Source organism: Microbulbifer sp. YPW16, assembly GCF_021290385.1.
GTDB classification, from domain to species: domain Bacteria; phylum Pseudomonadota; class Gammaproteobacteria; order Pseudomonadales; family Cellvibrionaceae; genus Microbulbifer; species Microbulbifer zhoushanensis.
The window spans coordinates 1,838,655-1,857,397 of the sequence record NZ_CP089928.1 but is presented as its reverse complement, the minus strand read 5'-3'; the positions used below and the strand labels follow the sequence as shown (position 1 = coordinate 1,857,397).

Annotated in this window: 1 protein-coding gene; it reads left to right on the top strand. The window is 62.9% G+C overall.

The features are described 5' to 3' along the window. The first annotated feature begins 392 nt into the window (after nt 1-392). The gene (locus LVE68_RS07830; RefSeq protein ID WP_233006469.1) at nt 393-18,680 is read left to right on the top strand and encodes a DUF6531 domain-containing protein; all 18,288 of its coding nucleotides are present in this window, start codon (nt 393-395) and stop codon (nt 18,678-18,680) included. The last annotated feature ends 63 nt before the right edge of the window (nt 18,681-18,743 follow it).

Sequence of the window (18,743 nt, the reverse complement as noted above, 5' to 3'; positions counted from 1 at the left end):
TGCCCGAACGGTTGTCGCTGTTCGGGTACCCAGAATCCACTTGGGGCTCCGGGGTTGCTAGTCCGGGGGCTCCCTGGTTTGGTTGTGCAGCCGGCCCTCTCTTTCCCAGTCCCCTTCATATTTCTGCATTTCCCCTCCCAGGGTGGCATACCCCCTGCCGCTTGGCATGGTTCCCAGGTTTAGCCCTTTTACTTGTTCCTGCCCTGCTCCCTGCCTGGGCGAGAATTAGATCAGATCCTCTCTGGCGCCTAATTCACTCGGTAATCGTGACCTGGTTCAAGTTTTTCGCGTGAAATCCCTAAACTTTTCCCGCCAGCGAAGGATAGACAAGCAGATAACGAATTTTGGGGCGACAGGGTGTCGCCTATCCGGACTTTTTAGGGGACTTCTCGATGTCTGTAACGCTTGTTGGCGGTAACGAACTGGGCCTGCTGGATTCTTCTTACGCACTCCTGAACGATAACAAACGCACGGCCAACAACCAGGTTGGTGGCGACGAGAAGCTGTACGTCAACGTCTCCAACGGCAACCTGCTCATCCAGCACCAGGACGCCTACCTGCCCAGCATGGGTGACGACTTCAACCTGGTGCGTACCTACAACGCCCGCGGGGCCGCCAGCGATGCCCACGGCCACGAGGACGCCCGCTGGTACTTCTCCACCGGCATCCGCCTGGACGTCAGGCAGGGTGGCCAGTACCTGGAGGTCCGCTACGGCGATGGCAGCCTGTACGATTACTACTGGGATGAGGCCCGCCAGCTGTATGTGTCGGTGGACGGCGCCGGCGCCTACGAGACCATCCGCGACCTGGGGGCCATCGGCGATACCGATCCCGCCTTCGAGCTTACCCGTGCCGACCAGACCAGGCTGACCTTCTCCAAGCAGGGCGAACTGCTGGCCTGGGAGGACACCAACGGTGTGCGCATGGAGTACACCTACGAGTCCGATCGCCTGGTGCAGGTGCGCGACGACACCGGCCACGAGGTCAACTACACCTACCTCAACGGCCAGCTCTACCAGGTCACCGACGAGACCGGCGGCGTGCTGGTGGAGTACCGCTACGAGAGCGGCCGACTTGTGGAAGTGGTGGACCGCATGGGCCACTCCACCAAGTACCACTACACCACCAACGGCTTTATCGAGCGCATCGAACTGCCCTCTGAGCAGGACGCCGATGGCGATGGCGTGGCCGAGACCTACGCCCAGCGCGATATCAGCATCACCTATGAAACCGTCAACTGGCGCGGGGATACCAAGGCAACCTCTCAGGCGGTAACGTCCATCACCGATGCGGAAGGTGGTGTAACCACCTTCGATTACGATTTTGCCTTCCAGACCAATGGCGAGGGCCAGGGCAGCACCAAGGGCGACAAGATCAGCAAGGGCAAGGGTCACCGGGTGGATAACACCACCGACGAGACCAGCGTGACCTTCTCCTCCAAGTTCTTCGACGGCGGTTCCACCACCGTGGTGGACGCGCTCGGCAACGCCCGCGCCTACTCCAACGAACAGCAGTACGTCGACTGGCGGGTGGCCAACGGCTACTACGCCACCTACGACGCCGCGGTGGCGGCGACCGACACCAGCTACCAGGCGCAGGTGGATAACATCCGCCAGGGCCACAGCCTGCAGTACACCTACCTGTCCAACGGCTATATCACCGAGATCGTGGACCAGGAGGGTTACCACTCCACCTACGCCTACAACGACAACGGCGACCTGGTGTCGATGACCGACCGCAACGCCTGGGGCGCGGTGAACTCCGACAGCGCCTACTTCCGGCAGCTGCGCGCCGACCTGGGTTATACCGATGCGGCCGGCAACGGCAAGCTGGTGGCCAACCTGACCCAGGCCGAGCAGGATGCCCTGACCGAGCTGTACACCTCGCACTTCAACTACGACAGCAACGGCAACCTGCTGACGCTGGCGGACAACGACGGCTCCGAGACCCGCTTTACCTACACCAGCTTCAACAAGATCGCCTCGCGCACCTCCGCCACCGGCGTGGCGCTGACGGTCTCCGACGATGCCCACTACCAGGCCCTGCGCCAGGACCTGGGTTACGCGGCGCTGGTGGCGGACCTGACTGCCGCGGATGTGCAGGCGCTGCTGGACCTGTACACCACCTTCTACGAGTACGATGCCAACCAGAACCTGGTGGAGGAGCGCAGCCCCGGCGGTGACCTGACCCGTTACGAGTACGATGCCTACGGCAACCGCACCCGCCGCATCGTGTTCCTGGATGCCACCGACCTGGCCGACCCGGCCAAGCAGCAGGTGACCCAGTACTTCTACGATGCCTACGGCAACAACATCGAGACCATCGATGCCGAGGGCAACCGCACCTTCGCCGAGTACGACCACTTCGGCAACCTGACCCGGTTGATCGACGGCAACGGCGGAGTGACCACTTACACCTACGATAACGACAACCGCCTGCTGACGGTGATCGACCCGGAAGGCCACACCACCGTCAACACCTACGACGCGGTGGGCAACCGCATCAGCGTCACCGATGCCAACGGCAACACGGTGTACCGCTTCTTCGACAAGAACAACCGCCTGATCCAGACCATGGATCCGTCCAGCGTGGACCCGGCGCAGGACCGCGTGACCCAGTACCAGTACGACCTGGTGGGCAACCGCACCAGCATGACCGATGCCGAGGGCCGTACCACCGATTACGTGTTCAACAACCGGCGCGAGCTGCTGGAGGCCATCACCGCGGCGGTGGCCGGTGCGGACGGCAACAGCACCCGCTACACCACCAGCTACGGCTACGACGGTGAGGGCAACCGGGTCACCATGACCAACCATGGCGGTGCCACCACCGAGATGCTGTACAACGCCGACGGCATCCTCTCCCAGCGCACCGACGCCAACGGCCATATCACCCGCTACAGCTACGACGCCAACAACAACCAGGTGATGGTTGTGGCCGGCCTGCAGCTGCCGGTGAGCCAGCGCCAGGTGCTGAAGTTCGGTTACGACGAGGAAGACCAGCTCGAAGAGCAGACCGATGCAGAGGGGGGCACCACCACCTTCTATCGCGATGCGGTGGGCAATGTGATTGCCGAGGTGGACGCGCGCGGACCCGAGTCCGGCGATGCAGAGGCCTACACCACCCGCTACGAGTTCGACCGCAACAACCGCATGATCCGCGAGACCACCCCGGAGGTGTACGACCCGGAGACCGGCGGACTCACCCGGCACGTGATCGAACATCACTACGATGCCAACGGCAACGAAGTCAAAATGGTGGACGGCGACGGCAATGCCACCACCTTCGCCTACGACCTGGACAACCAGCTGGTGCGGGTGACCGATGCCAACGGCATCAACACCGTCTACAGCTACGACGCCAACCACAACCGCACCCGCGTTGAAGTGGGTGTGGACATGGACGCGAACGGTGTTGTGATCGGCCGCGACGATGCGCAGGTCACCACCTACACCTACGACGAGTTCAACCAGCTGGTGGCGCAGACCGATGGCCTGGGCAACGCCCTGGCCGAGAGCAACGACGCGCGCTACCAGCAGATGCGCGCGGAGCGCGGCTACGCCGCCGACGCCACCCTGCTCACCGACAGCGACAAGGCCGCCCTGCGGGCTCTCTACACCGAGCACTACAGCTACGACCGCGTCGGTAACCAGCTGACCCGCACCGATAACGAAGACCGTCTCACCACCTTCGACTACGACGCGCTGAACCGCCTGGTGACCACCACCGATGCCCACGGCAGCACCATCACCAGCAAGTACGACGGCAACGGCAACCTGGTCGAGCGCAAGGACCAGAACGGCAATATCACCACCTATGCCTACGACGCCCTCGATCGCCTGACCGACACCACCAACGCCATCGGCACCGTCACCCACAACGACTACGATGACTTCGGTAACGTCACCAGCACCACCGAGGCGTTCGGCACCGCGGAGGCGCGCGAGACCCAGTTCGTCTACAACCTCAACAACTGGGTAGTACAGCAGACCGATCCCGAACAGCACACCGTGGCCTACCGTTACGATGCGGTGGGCAACCGCGTGGAAGTGACCGACGGTCGCGGCAACCCCACCCAGACCGTCTACGACGCACTGGACCGGGTCATCAAGGTGATCGATGCCGAGGGCTTCGAGACCCAGTACGAATACGACGGTGCCAACAACCGCGTGGGCATCATCGACGCCCGCGGCGGCGTGACCCGCATCGACTACGACGGCGGCAACCGCCAGGTGGCCATGACCGATGCCGAGGGCCGTGTCACCCAGTACGATTACGACGTGCGCGGCAATCGCATTGCCATGCGCACCGCCGCCGGCACCGCCGACGAGCAGCTCACCGTGTTCGAGTACGATGCCGAGAACAACCTGCGCTCGGTCACCGACGGTGAGGGCAATGTCACCACCAACGACTACGACCGGGTCTACAACCGCATCAGCGTGGTGGACGGCAACGGCAACGAGACCACCAGCGCGTTCGATGCCCTCAATCGCCTGGTCAGTGTCACCAACGCCGAGAACGAGACCACCACCTACAGCTACGACGCGGTGGGCAACCGCCTGACCACCACCGACGCGCTGGGCCGCGTCACCAGCTGGGCCTACGACGCCGTCAACCGCGTCACCACCCAGACCGACGCCCACGGCGTGCAGACCACCTACACCTACGATGCGGTGGACAACCGCACCAGCATCACCGCCGCGGCCAACACCGCCCAGGCGGCCACCACCGTGTTCGAGTACGACCTGGACGATCGCCTGGTGCGCGAAGTGGATGCCATGGGCGGCGAGCGGCGGTACAGCTACGACCCCAACGACAACCGCACCACCGTCATCGACGAGAACGGCAACGCCACCGTCTACACCTACGACAGGAACAACCGGGTCACCGATATCCAGGACCCGGAAGGTGGTATCACCCACTACAGCTACGACGGCAACGGCAACCGCACTCAGGTGATCGACCCGCGCGGCAACGCCACCACCAGCTACTTCAATGCCAACAACGAAGTGGTGCTGGAAGTGGACGCCGAGGGCTATGCCACCAGCCGGGTGTATGACAACAACGGCAACGTCGCCAGCCAGACCCTGCACATGACCCCGGTCGGTGCCGTGACCCCGGGCACCGAGCCCACCGTGGTCGCTGGCGCGGACGACCAGACCGTTACCTTCGACTACGACCAGGTCAACCGCCTGACCGCCCGCGTCGACGGCGAGGGCAACACCACCACCTACAGCTACGACGGCGTCGGCAACCAGCTGACCGTCACCGACGGCAATGGCAACACCACCGTCAACACCTACGACATGGTCAACCGCCTGGTGACCGTCACCAACGCCGAGGACGAGACCACCGTCTACACCTACGACGACGTGGGCAACCGGGTGAGCATGGTGGATGGCAACGGCCATATCACCAGCTACACCTACGACGGCCTCAACCGCGTGGTGACCGAGACCAACGCGGAGAACGAGACCACCACCTACGCCTACGATGCGGTGGGCAACCGCATCGGCATGACCGACGCGCTGGGCCGCGAGACCGTTTACGTCTACGACCTCAACAACCGCATGGTCAAGCAGGTCAACGCCGACCTGGTGGAGACCACCTACGCCTACGACGAGGCCGGCAACCGCACCAGCATGACCGCCGCGGCCAACACCGCCCAGGCGGCCACCACCCTCTACGCCTACGACGGCAACAACCGCGTCACCGACATGACCGACGCTGAGGGCGTGGTGACCCACTATGTGCTCGATGCCAACGGCAATGCGGTGGAAGAGCACCGCGCCTACGGTACCGCCGAAGCGCGCGTGAGCTTCACCACCTTCGACAAGAACAACCGCGCCACCCACGTCCAGGACCCGGAGGGCGGTGTCACCGAGTACCGCTACGATGCCGCCGACAACCGCGTGGCAGTGATCGATGCCCGCGGCAACGTCACCACCAACTACTTCGACCGCGCCAACCGCGGCGTGGCCACCGTGGATGCGGAAGGCTACCTGACCGAGCGCAGCTTCGACGGCGTCGGCAATGTCACCAGCCAGACCCTGTACGCCCAGCCGGTCTCCAGCGTCGATCCGTCCGTGGTCCCCACCCCGGTGGCGGACCCGGCACAGGACCAGACCGTCACCTTCGAGTACGACATGGTCGACCGCCTGACCGCGCGCACCGATGGCGAGGGCAGCACCACCAGCTACACCTATGACGAAGTGGGCAACCAGCTGACCGTCACCGACGGCAACGGCAACACCACCGTCAACACCTACGACATGGTCGACCGCCTGCTGACCAGCACCAACGCGGAAGGCGAGACCACCGCCTATAGCTACGACGACGTGGGCAACCGCGTGACCATGGTGGACGGCAACAACCACGCCACCACCTACGAGTACGACCTGCTCAACCAGCTGGTGGCCGAGACCAACGCCGAGAACGAGACCACCCGTTACGACTACGACGCGGTGGGCAACCGCATCTCCAGCACCGACGCGCTGGGCCGTGAGACCCGCTGGGAATACGACCTCAACAACCGGGTAACCAAAGAGATCAATGCGGACCTGGTGGAGACCACCTACGCCTACGACGAGCTGGGCAACCGCACCAGCATGACCGTCGCGGCCAACACCGCGCTGGCCCAGACCACCGCCTACAGCTACGACCTGAACAACCGCCTGGTGAGCAGCACCGACGCGCTGCAGCAGACCACCAGCTACGGCTACGACGCCAACGGCAACCGCGTGTCCGTCACCGATCCGCGCGGCAACACCGTGGTGAGCTACTTCGACAAGACCAACCAGCAGACCGCCCAGGTGGATGCCGAGGGCTATGTCACCACCTGGACCTACGACGCCGCCGGCAACCGGGTCGGGCAGACCCTGTTTATGGCACCGGTTACCGGTGCCGACCCGGCCGTGCCGCCGTCGCCGGTGGCCGGCGCCGACGACCAGGCGGTGGTCTACGAGTTCGACCGCGCCAACCGCCTCGCGGCGCAGGTCAACGGCGAGGGCGACCGCACCGAATATACCTATGACGGTGTCGGCAACCAGCTGACCGTCACCGACGGCAATGGCAACACCACCGTCAACACCTACGACGCGGCCAACCGCCTGCTGACCAGCACCAACGCCGAAGGCGAGACCACCAGCTACACCTATGACGAGGTGGGCAACCGCCTCGCCATGACCGACGGCAATGGTCACACCACCAGCTACGGCTACGACCAGGTCAATCGCCTGGTCACCGTCACCAATGCGGAAAACGAAACCACCCGCTACGGCTACGACGCCGTGGGCAACCGTATCTCCGAGACCGACGCGCTGCTGCGCGAGACCACCTGGGAGTACGATGTACTCAACCGCGTGGTGAAGGAGACCGCCGCCGACCTGGTGGAGACCACCTATGCCTACGACGAGGTAGGCAACCGCACCAGCATGACCGTCGCGGCCAACACCGCCGACGCGGTGACCACCAGCTACACCTACGACGACAACAACCAGCTGCGCAGCGAAACCAACGCGCTGAACCAGACGGTGTCCTACGACTACGACGCCAATGGCAACCGCGTTGCCATGACCGACGCGCGCGGCAATACCACCAGCTACACCTTCGACAAGAACAACCGCCTGACCCACGTCACCGACCCGGAGCTGCATACGGTCGAGTACCGCTACGATGCGGCCGACAACCAGGTGGAAATGATCGATGCCCGCGGCAACGTCACCACCAACTACTTCGACCGCGCCAACCGCCAGGTGGCGAGCGTGGATGCCGAAGGCTTCATGGTGCAGCGGAGTTACGACGACGCCGGCAACCTGCAGACCGAAACCCGCTACATGACCGCGCTGGGCAGCGTCGACCCGTCGGCACTGCCGACCCCGGTGGCCGGCCCGGACGACCAGGTCGTGACGTTCGAGTACGACAGGGCCGACCGCCTGACCGCGCGCATCAGCGGCGAGGGCTTCCGCACCGAATACAGCTACGACGAAGTGGGCAACCGCACCAGCGTGCGCCAGCACCGCGACCTGGCCGGCACCGACATCGCCGAGACACGCTTCTTCTTCGACAGCGTCAACCGCGAGGTGGCGCAGCTGAGCGCCGAGGGCTACCTGACCGAAACGGTGTACGACGACGTCGGCAACGTGAAGAGCGTGACCCTGTACAACGAGCGCGCCAGCGTGATCGATGGCGTGCCGCAGGCGCAAGCCGGCGACACCGGCCGCACCACCAGTTACGACTACGACGCGATCAACCAGGTCGTGAGCGAGACCAGCGCGCTGGACGTGGTGACCGCGTACACATACGACGAGCGCGGCAACCGCACGGCGGTGATCGAGGCACAGGGCACGGCGGACGAGCGCAGCACCCTGTACACCTACGACCAGGCCAACCGGGTAACGGACATCACCGACGCCGAGGGCGTGGTGACCCACTACGAGCTGGATGCCAATGGCAATATCGTCGAGGCGCATGAGGCCTTCGGCACTGCTGATGTGCGCGTGACCTATAACAGCTACGACAAGAACAACCGCATCACCCAGACGGTCGATCCGCTCGGGGTGGCCAGCACCTTCGCCTACGACGGCAACGGTAATCTCAGCAGCCAGACGCTGGCCGTGGGGCTGGCCGAGGCGCGCACCGAGTCCTTCGAGTACGACCGCAACAACCGCCAGACCGCCCAGGTCAACGGCGAGGGCGAGCGCACCGAGTTCACCTACGACGGTGCCGGCAACCGCACCGGTGTGATCGTCGCGCCGGGCCTGCCGGAACAGCAGTCCACCAGCTACGAGTACGACCTGGACAACCGCCAGGTGGCCCTGGTCGACGGCGAAGGCATGCGCGTGGAGTATGTCCTCGACGGCGCCGGCAACAAGCGCGAGACCATCCAGGCCGTGGGTGTCGCGGGCCTGGAGCGCCACACCTATTACGACTACGACCTGGACAACCGCATCACCCAGGTGCAGGACCCGATGGGTGGCGTCACCCAGTACGAGTACGATGTGCTGGGCAACCAGACCCGCATCATCGACGCCAACGGCGGCGAGCAGCTCAACACCTTCGACAAGCTGGGCCGCATGCTCACCAGCCTGTCCCCGGCGGGCACGCTGACCGTCAACACCTACGACCAGCGCGGTAATATCCTCACCGCCACGCAGAGCTTCGCCGATGGCAGCGACGCGCGCACCACCACCTACGCCTACGACCTGCTGGACCGCCAGGTGGCCATCACCGATGGCGAGGGCTTCACCACCAGCATCGACTACGACGCCTTCGGCAACCAGACCCTGGTCACCGTCGGCCAGTACCTGGTGGACCCGGCCGCGGCGGGGTACGACGCGGACAAGGCCGCCCGTGCCCACGTGCAGACCAACGGCTTCACCTACGATGCCGCCGACCGCATGCTGACCATGACCGACGGCGAGGGCAATGTCACCGCCTATGCCTACGACGCGGTGGGCAACCGCACCAGCATGACCGAGGCCGCCAACAGCCTCGACGGCACCGCGCCGCGCACCACCGAGTACTTCTACGACAAGGCCAACCGCCAGGTGCGGGTGGAGAACCCCGCGGGCGGCGTGACCGAGAACGTCTACGACGAGGCCGGTAACAAGCAGCTCGAGCGCGTGCTGCAGAGCAGCATCGGCGGCGTCGAGGTGTGGACCGAGACCGGGTACGAGTACGACGCCAACGGCCGCATGACGGCCATGATCGACGACTACGATACCCGTACCGAGTACCACCTCGATGCCATGGGCAACCAGGTGGAGATCCGCTACGCCGCCGGCACCGCCGAGCAGCGCAGCGTGTGGATGGAGTACGACCTCAACAACCGCAAGACCGCCGACATCGACGGCGAGCAGAACCGCACCGAGTACCGCTACGACGCGCTGGGCAACCGCACCCAGACCATCGACGCCCTCGGCCGCGTGGCCCGCTACTACTTCGACGGCGCCAACCGCCTGAGCGCGATCCTCGACCCGGAAGGCACCCTCAACACCTTTGCCTACGACAGCGTCGGCAACCAGGTGGAAGCGCGCCTGTACGCAAACCGCTACACCGGCCCGGTGGACGACTTCACCGCACCGGTGGGCACCGCCAGCAGCGACGACCGCGTCACCCTGACCGACTACGACCGCACCAGCCGTGCGGTCAGCGTCACCGAGGCCGACGGCAGCGTCACCCAGAACCGCTACGACGCCGCCGGCAACCTGCTGCAGGAAACGCTGTACGCCAACACCAGCGACCCGCGCACCCGCAGCTACACCTACGACCTCAACAACCGCATCGAGACCTTCACCGACGTGGACGGTACCGTCACCCACTTCAGCTGGGATGCGGCCAACAACAAAACCGGCGAGAAGATCGTCTCCGCCACCGACCCCAACGCGGTGCGCGAGACCGTCTACGCCTACGACCTCAACAACCGCCAGGTGCAGCAGGTGTTCGACCCGCAGGGCCTCAACCTGGTGCAGTCCACCGCCTACGACAAGGCGGGCAACATCATCACCCAGACCGATGCCAACGGTAACAGCGTGCATTACGCCTACGACCTGGCCAACCGCATCCTGTCCGAGACCAACGACCTGGGCGAGGCGACCGAGTACACCTACGACCGGGTGGGCAACATCAAGACGATGGAAGACCCGCGCAACGTGGTGACCGAGTACGAGTACGACGACAACAACCGCGTCACCCGCGAGCTGGGCGCCACCGTGCAGGTATACACCCTGGGCATGGAAAACCCGGTGACCCAGCGCCTGGAGATCACCCGCAGCTACGACGCCTTCGGCAACGAAGTGCAGACCGTCGATGCCGCCGGCTACACCACCACCCGTTACTTCGACGCCAACGGCCGCCAGGTGGCCGAGCTGAGCGCGGACAACGTGCTGACCGAGTGGAGCTACAACGCCTTTGGCGAGAAGGCCAGCGAGACCCTGTACATGACCCGCCTGGCATCCGCCGCGCACACTGACCCGAGCGTGCGCCCGACCGGGCTGGGCGACACCCGCACCACCGACATGTCCTACGACCGCATGGGGCGCCTCACCCGCACCGTGTACCCGCAGGTGACAGTGACCTCCGTGGACACCAGCACCGGCGAGCCGGTGGCCACCACAGGAGAGGTGCGCCCGGAGGCAACCACCGTCTACGACGACTTCGGCAACGCCATCGAAGTCACCGACAAGAACGGCAACACCACCTACGCCTGGTACGACGACAAAGACCGCCTGCTGGCGCAGGTGGACCCGGAAGGCTACCTGGTGGAGTGGGACTACGACGCCCAGGACAATGTGCTGGAGCAGCGCGTCTACACCCAGCCGCTGGATACCACCGGCATCACCTCAGCCACCCGCCCGGCGGCGCCGGCCGGTGAGGTGTACACCGTCAACAAGACCTACGACGCGGCCAACCGCGTGATCGAGGAACGCTCACCGCTGGTGGACGTACTCGACAACGACGGCGTACAGACCCGGGAGCGCGTGCTCACCCTGTACACCTACGACGGCAAGGGCAACCAGACCAGCCGCACCGTGGCGGCCGGCACCAGCCAGGAAGCCACCGAGTACAGCTACTACGATGCCGCCGACCGCAAGGTGGCGGTGATCAACAGCGACCGGGTACTGCACACCTACAGCTACGATGAAAACGGCAACCTGACCGAGCGCAAGCGTTACTACAACGCCGTGGCTGCGGGCGTGAACCTGGCGAGCCTGAGTGGCGACACCGCGTTCGCAACGCTGGTGGCAAGCCACACCAACGACCAGGCCACGACCATGGGCTACGACGCCGGCAACCGCCAGACGTCGGAGACCGACCTGATGGACGCGGCCAACGACGCCGACGACATCACCAAGACAATCCGCTACAACGCTCGCGGCGAGCAGACCTGGGCGCAGGACGGGGACGGGTTCGTCACCGAGATGGCCTACGACGCCGCTGGCCGCATCACCAAGAACATCTCCCCGGACGGTACCGGCTCCAGTATCCGTTACGACGCTGCGGGTAACCAGGTGGAGATGTACACCGGTGAAATCGAGAACAATGTCCAGCAGGTGGAAAACATTACCGCCGAGTTCGGCGACATGCTGGTGGTGCAGTGGGATATGCCCCAGGGCGTCGACCAGAAGAGCTGGGTAGTCTGGGGTTCCAGCAGCCAGGAACAGCCGGAGTCTTACAGCTCGCGTAGTGCGGAACTGGGCACCTGGTTCTCGGAGACCGGCGAGGTCTATATTCCCAGCGAGGAGTTCGGCGAGGGCGAGGCACTCTATTTCCGTGTGGTCACCGCCGACCGCGCCGGCAACCTGGCCTGGTCCGAGGAAAAAGTACTGCAGGTACCGCCACTGTTGGGCGATATCGAGGTAGAGCGCGTTGACAGTGACAGCGTCACGATCACTGTGCAGCCCGGCAGTACCGCCAGCAACCTGGTGCTGAATTACGGTGCCGCGGGCAGCACCGCCAACCAGGTGGCCATGACTGAAAACGCCGATGGCAGTTTCAGCGTTACCCTGGACAATGTCACCAACCTTGCCGAGCTTTCTTACCGTATCGGTTGGGAAGACGCTAGTGGCAGCAGTTTCCAGAGTGGTGAAAAAACTTTTGTCGCCGACTCCCAGCATGTCGGGGTGAACACCGGGCTGTCACAGACTTCTGTCGTCAGCGGCGAGAATACCAACTACATCATCAACCTCGACAGCAGGGTGCCGGCGGAAGTCGCGAGCCAGTTCTCCACCGTGGTGGCGAGCTGGACCGGCCCCGATGGCACGACTGGTACAGCCGCGGTTGAGGGTGTCGATAACGGCGACGGCACCTGGAGCTATGCCCTGGATCTTGGCACCAGCAGCAGCCCGCTGGCTGCCGGCAGTTACCAGATCACGCTCGAGGGGGCCTACGCCGATGCCACCCTGTTCGGTGCCCAGGAGCTCCTGCTGGACCAGTTCACCGTCGAGGTTGGTGGCGCCGAGCCATTGTCTGGCTCACGCCAGGGACTGAGCTGGCAGGCTGCCGACGTCGGCGCCGAAGGCGCACGTTCCCAGCTGGTCCTGATCGACGGCCAGTGGGTGGAGAGCACCCGGGATGCCGACGGCCAGCTGGTGGTATCGGCTGAGTTAGCGGCCGGTACGCACAGCTATAACGCTTTCTATGGCGAGCAGGTGGGCACGGGCCACAGCCTGGATATCACCAGTACCGAAATCACTGAAGACGTGGAGGATCCCGATAACCCGGAGAATCCCCCTGTCACCAACGTACTGGGCTACGACCAGGACTTCAGCCTGACCCTGGACCCGGCGGAGGTGGCCAATATCAATGGCGACCTGACCCTGTCCTGGCGCGCGGCGGGCAGTGGCCTGGACTTCACAGACAGCACCGTGATGGCGTTCGACGGCACCAGCCACTCGGCCACCCTGGCACAGCTGCAGGAGGGTGCTTACGACGTCAAGCTCAGCTATACCGATGCCGATGGCAACGAGGTGATCGTGCAGTGGCTGCGGCTGGACAGTGACCAGGTCACCAGCGGCACCAGCCAGAACTACCAGGGCAGCAGTCTCACTGTGCTGGGCAGCGAGACCGGCGGCAACCTGGAGGTAACGGCGGCCGGCCACATCTCGTTTGCAACCGGCCTGTATTCCGGTCCCAGCAATGACGAGCGGAATTTTGTCAGCCTGGCAGTGGAGGACAGTGGCCTCGGGCAGGGCGGCCGTGCGGTCGATGGCAAGTCAGCGGGTTACTACACGCAGTATGTTTACAACGCGCTGGACCAGCTGGTTGCCAGCAACGAGGGCGATGGCGTCTGGCGGGAATACGGTGTCGATGCAAACGGCAACCGCGTCGTTACGGAGATTACCGGCGAAAGCGGCACCGCCACCGGACGTGACAGCTACGCGGTGTTCGACGGCCGCAACCGCATGGTGGCCGAGTACGGCGTGGCCACCGAAGTATTTGGCCAGGCTTCCTCACAGCGTGCATTCACCCAGTATGGCTACGATGTACAGGACAAACAGGTCTCTGTGACCGATGCCCGTGGCTATACCACCACACGTGAGTTCAATGCGCTGGGCATGATGACCTGGGAGGATGACAACCGCACCGGGCAATACAGCGGTGTGACACAGCATTTCTATGATCGCCTGGGCAACGAGACCCGGACCATCGACCAGCTGGGCAATGAGACCAGCATGCGTTACGACGACGCCGGTCGCCTGGTGGAGGAGATCAACGGCGAGGGCGAACTCAAGCGTTACACTTACGATGTCTTCGGGCGTCGCCTGTCCATGTCCCTCATCGATACGGTCGGTAACCTCGGGCAGCGCACCACCAGCTTTGAGTACGATCATCGCGATCGCCTGACCCGGCAAACCGATGCCGGTAACCGCAGCCTGGAGTTCGAGTACGACAATCGCGACAACCGTACCGGTAGCCGTGATATTGCCGGCGACTGGACATACCAGGAGTACGATGGCCTCAACCGGGTTGTGTCCACCTCTTATGAGGGCGTGAACGGCAACACCGTTACCGAGACCCGCCAGTACGATGCCTACGGCAACCTGGTTGCCGAAAAAGACGCCGCCGGCCGGGTAACCAGCCATGAGTATGGCGCCTTCAGTCGCAAGGTGGCGACGGTCGACCAGGGTGGTCGCAAGACCGCCTATGAGTATGACGACTTTGGCAACATGATCCGTGAGTTCCGGCCGGTCTCCAACAGTGCGATCAATACCGGCCTGTGGAACTTCGGTTTCGATCCGCTGGACGACAATTTCTATTACAACTTCTCACAGATATTCCGCACGCTGGAACTGGTCGGGGCGAGCAGCACCGGTACAGGTGGGCCGGACATCCGCAAGACCTACGACACATCGGGGAATCTCGAATCTGTCGAGGACATAAAAACCGGCATTTCCACTTTTTACCAGTACGACCTGATGGGCAACCGGATGTCCGAGGTCATTACCGGGGCCGGCGACCACAACCGCAATATCACCTATGGCTACGATGAGTCGGGGCAGATGGTCCGCTGGCATGACAGTGTCACCGGCCAGCACCTCAACTACCTGTGGGATGCTGCGGGCAACCAGAAACATGTCTTTACCGATGCGAGTTACACCGGTGAGGCGGTTGATCACTGGTATGAATATGACGGTGCCAATCGCGTTACTGAAATGCGTGACGGGATTGAGAACAAGGTAATCAGCCAGTTTGGCTATGACGGCCTGGGGCAGCGGGCCACCTGGAACAAGGGCGACGCCGTCGTCTCCTACCAGTACAACCAGAGCGGCTGGGTGACCCGGGCGGAGTGGACCGACCAGGACGGCGAGGATGCCGGTAACTGGTATAGCACCTGGCAATACGACGCCGATGGTAATGTAAGGCGTTACGAAACCTTCAAGGACGGCAGCCGCGAGACCTACAGCTATACAACATACAGCGCCAATGGAATCTCGACTTACAGCGACAGTGATGACCAGAAGACCTACAGCACCTATGACGACTCCGGTCGCCTGCTGAAAACCAAGCTCGTCACCGAGGACGCCACTTATACCTATACCTACTACTACCACGCCGATGGCCGTGAGCAGAAAATCGTGGGCAAGGGTGATGCCAATGGCACCAGCCGCTATACCTACAATGCCAACGACCAGCTGACGCGCCTGGACAAGGGGGAAGGCGACAACCAGGACCGCAGGGAATACCTGACCTTTGTTTACAACAACGACGGCCAGATCCTGTACCGCTACCACGACGAGGGTACCGATAACGACATCAGCGAGACCGAGTTCCAGTATGCCAACGGCCACGCCGTGGGCGAGAAGAAAACCTGGGCCAACGGTGATGTGGAAGAGCAGCTGGATACCGGTGACTACAACCTGATGCAGAACATCGGTGAGGATTACCCGTCCGGCTCCGTCACCACTGTCACTGCGGTTGAGGGTGACAGCCTGCAGTCCATCGCTGCCCGCGTTTACGGCAACCCCAGCCTGTGGTTTGTGCTGGCACAGGCCAACGGCCTGGATCCCAGCCAGCCGATCAAGGGCGGTGTCCGTATCACCGTGCCCAATAGCGTTGAGACCGGCCGTATCGATGCGGATACCCACAAGGTCTACAACGAAAATGACATTATCGGCTCCACGCTGCCGAACCTGAAAACCCCGCAGGACGACGACGATTGCGGCAACATCCTGATGATCATCATTGTGGTGGTCATTGCGGTAGTGGCCACCATCGTGACCGCCGGCCTGGCCGGTGCGCTGCTGGGAGCGGCCGGTACCTTCCTGGGTCTGAGCGGTACCGCGGCCTCGCTGGCCGCCTTCGCCGTGGCAGGCGCGGTGGTGGGTGCGGCGGCCGCCATTGTGCAGCAGGGGCTGTTTATCGCCCTTGGCTACCAGGAGAGCTTCAACTGGAAAGAAGTGGCTGCCGGCGCAGTGGCCGGTGCCTTCAGTGGTGCCGCCCAGGGGCTTGGCGCCGCCGTCAAGGCTGCGGATGTCAGCGCAAAAACCCTGAAGTACGCCAAAACCGCTGCTGCTGCCCTGAAGGTCGCGGGTGCGGCCTCCAAGCAGCTGATCACCAGCGGCAAGATCACCAGCTGGTCCAGCCTGGCTGCCGCCGCCCTGACACCCACAACCAGCCAGGATGGCAGCGTGGCGATCCAGGGCATTGGTGGCCTAAGCTCCAGCACGGTGCAGATGATTACGCCGTGGCTGGATGTGGCCGAAACCTATATCCGTGAGGGCGAGGTAACTACTGGTGACTGGGTCAACGCGGTTGGCAGCACGATCGGTGCAGCGGTAGGCAAGACGGATAAGTTCGAAATTGCCGGGAGTAACCTGGGCGCAGACCTGCTGATTGGCGGCGCTATGAGCCTCGTCGACCGGAATGCCGGTACATCGTACCTGCAGAATGCCATTGGCAACGAAATCGGCAAGTCGATCGGCAACGTGATTGCCAGCAAGAGCGGCCTTCAGCGCTGGGCCACTACACAGCAGAAGCGTGCCAGCAGCGGGCTTGCCGAATATTTCGAGGAGCAGGCCAGGAATACAGCCGCTGCCTCTGGCGCAGTGGCAGTAGGCCGCCCGATGATGGTGCCGGTACTCGAGGCTCCCAAGCTGGAGAACCCGCTCGAGACCCTGACTCCACTCGAGCCGCTGCCACTGGAGGAGCAGGCAGGGCCGGAGACCTATACCTTCCAGTCAGGTGACAACCCGAGCGCGGTTGCCCGGCAGGTGCTAGGCCCGGAGGCTTCCGAGCGTGATGTCCAGCTGTATGTCCAGCAGATGGTCAGCATCAACCCGGAGCTACAGGGTATCAATACCCGTGGTATCCAGGTGGGTACAGAAGTAATCCTGCCTTCGGGCTCCGAGGAGATTACCGCTGCTGCATTGAAGACCTATGGAGGTGATGTTGCTGTCACCGAGCTGGAGAAAATCGCCAATGGGGATCCACAAGCACTGGTCAACCGGGATGGCACACTGAACCTGGAGGCAATTGAGGCGGCGCAGGCGAATTTCCGGAATGCTGGCCTGGAGTTCAACCTGGACGTCAACAACACCCAGACAGAGGAAACCGTTGGCCAACTATCCCGTACAGAGATGGTCGCTGGCGGGCTCTACACCGTGGAGGGTGACCTGGTGCGCCGGGCCCAGGATCTCCAGATCGCCTTCAATGGCAATAACGCACGATTCCTGGATACCTGGGAGGGCGTAGAAAACGTCACTGAGACCTTTGAGCCGATCGCTGGCTCCGACGACGTTGACACCGACGATGCCGTTGAGGATATCGCTGTCCTTGCCAAAAGCGTCAAGGGAATCAATAACCGGCGTGTCTATGACGAAAACGGACGCTACCGCGATGTGGAAACCGGTCGGTTTGCCACTAACCCCTGGGATGACCGGGAAAGCATGGAGGACTACGCCCGCGAGAAGCGCTTTGAAAACGAAACCGATTTTTCCGTAGTCTTTGCCGAAGACAAGCTCTTTGACGAGGATCTTTCCGGACGTATTGATTTCGTCAGCGAGACCTGGGGCGACAGCGAGGACTTTGTAAGGATTGGTGTTGGCCTGGAAGGGTCTACTAATGCCGGGTATAAGTTCGAACTCAACAAGAGTGGTTTCCAGGGTGAGTTGTCAGCTCACGCGACTGCAGAGTTGTCATATCTGGATGCGAAGGGAGACTACGTTTTGCCGAGCGAATACGGCAACACCACATTTGCGGGAAGCGGGTCGATTGGATCTGTCGCCCAGGCGGACGGCCAGTTGAAAGCGGTATTCTCCCGCGGTAGCGGCATTGTTCCCAAGGTGGATGTAAATGCACAGGGTTCCCTGGAGGCAGTTGCCCTGAAGTTCCAGGGCCAGGGCGAAGTGAAATATGAATCCATGTGGGGCATTACCGTATCGGTAAAAACGGAAGGTGACTTCAATGTCGGGGCTATCGGGGTTTCCGGCGAAGCCGGTTTCAAGACTTATGAAACCAAGCCCGGCTTCTCTGCGACCCTTGGTGGCGGTGTCTCTGCGCTGATAGGCGGCAAGCTAAAAACCACTGTAGGAGTACAGTTTGACTATGATAAGCTAACCGAAACAATCGACAGCGCAATTCCCGCGATTGAATCGGCTATCGACACCGGTATTAACACAGTGTCAGACGGCATTGATGAGGTCTCTGAATACTTTGATTTCGATTGGTGGGATGATTAAGCCGGTCGTAACGGGTTGAGAGCGGTTAACACTATGAAATTTCTAGCTTTTTTGTTCGGGTTG

Coding starts and splice junctions, on each gene's coding strand:
- LVE68_RS07830 (WP_233006469.1), top strand. CDS start 393: ATGTCTGTAACGCTTGTTGGCGGTAACGAACTGGGCCTGCTGGATTCT.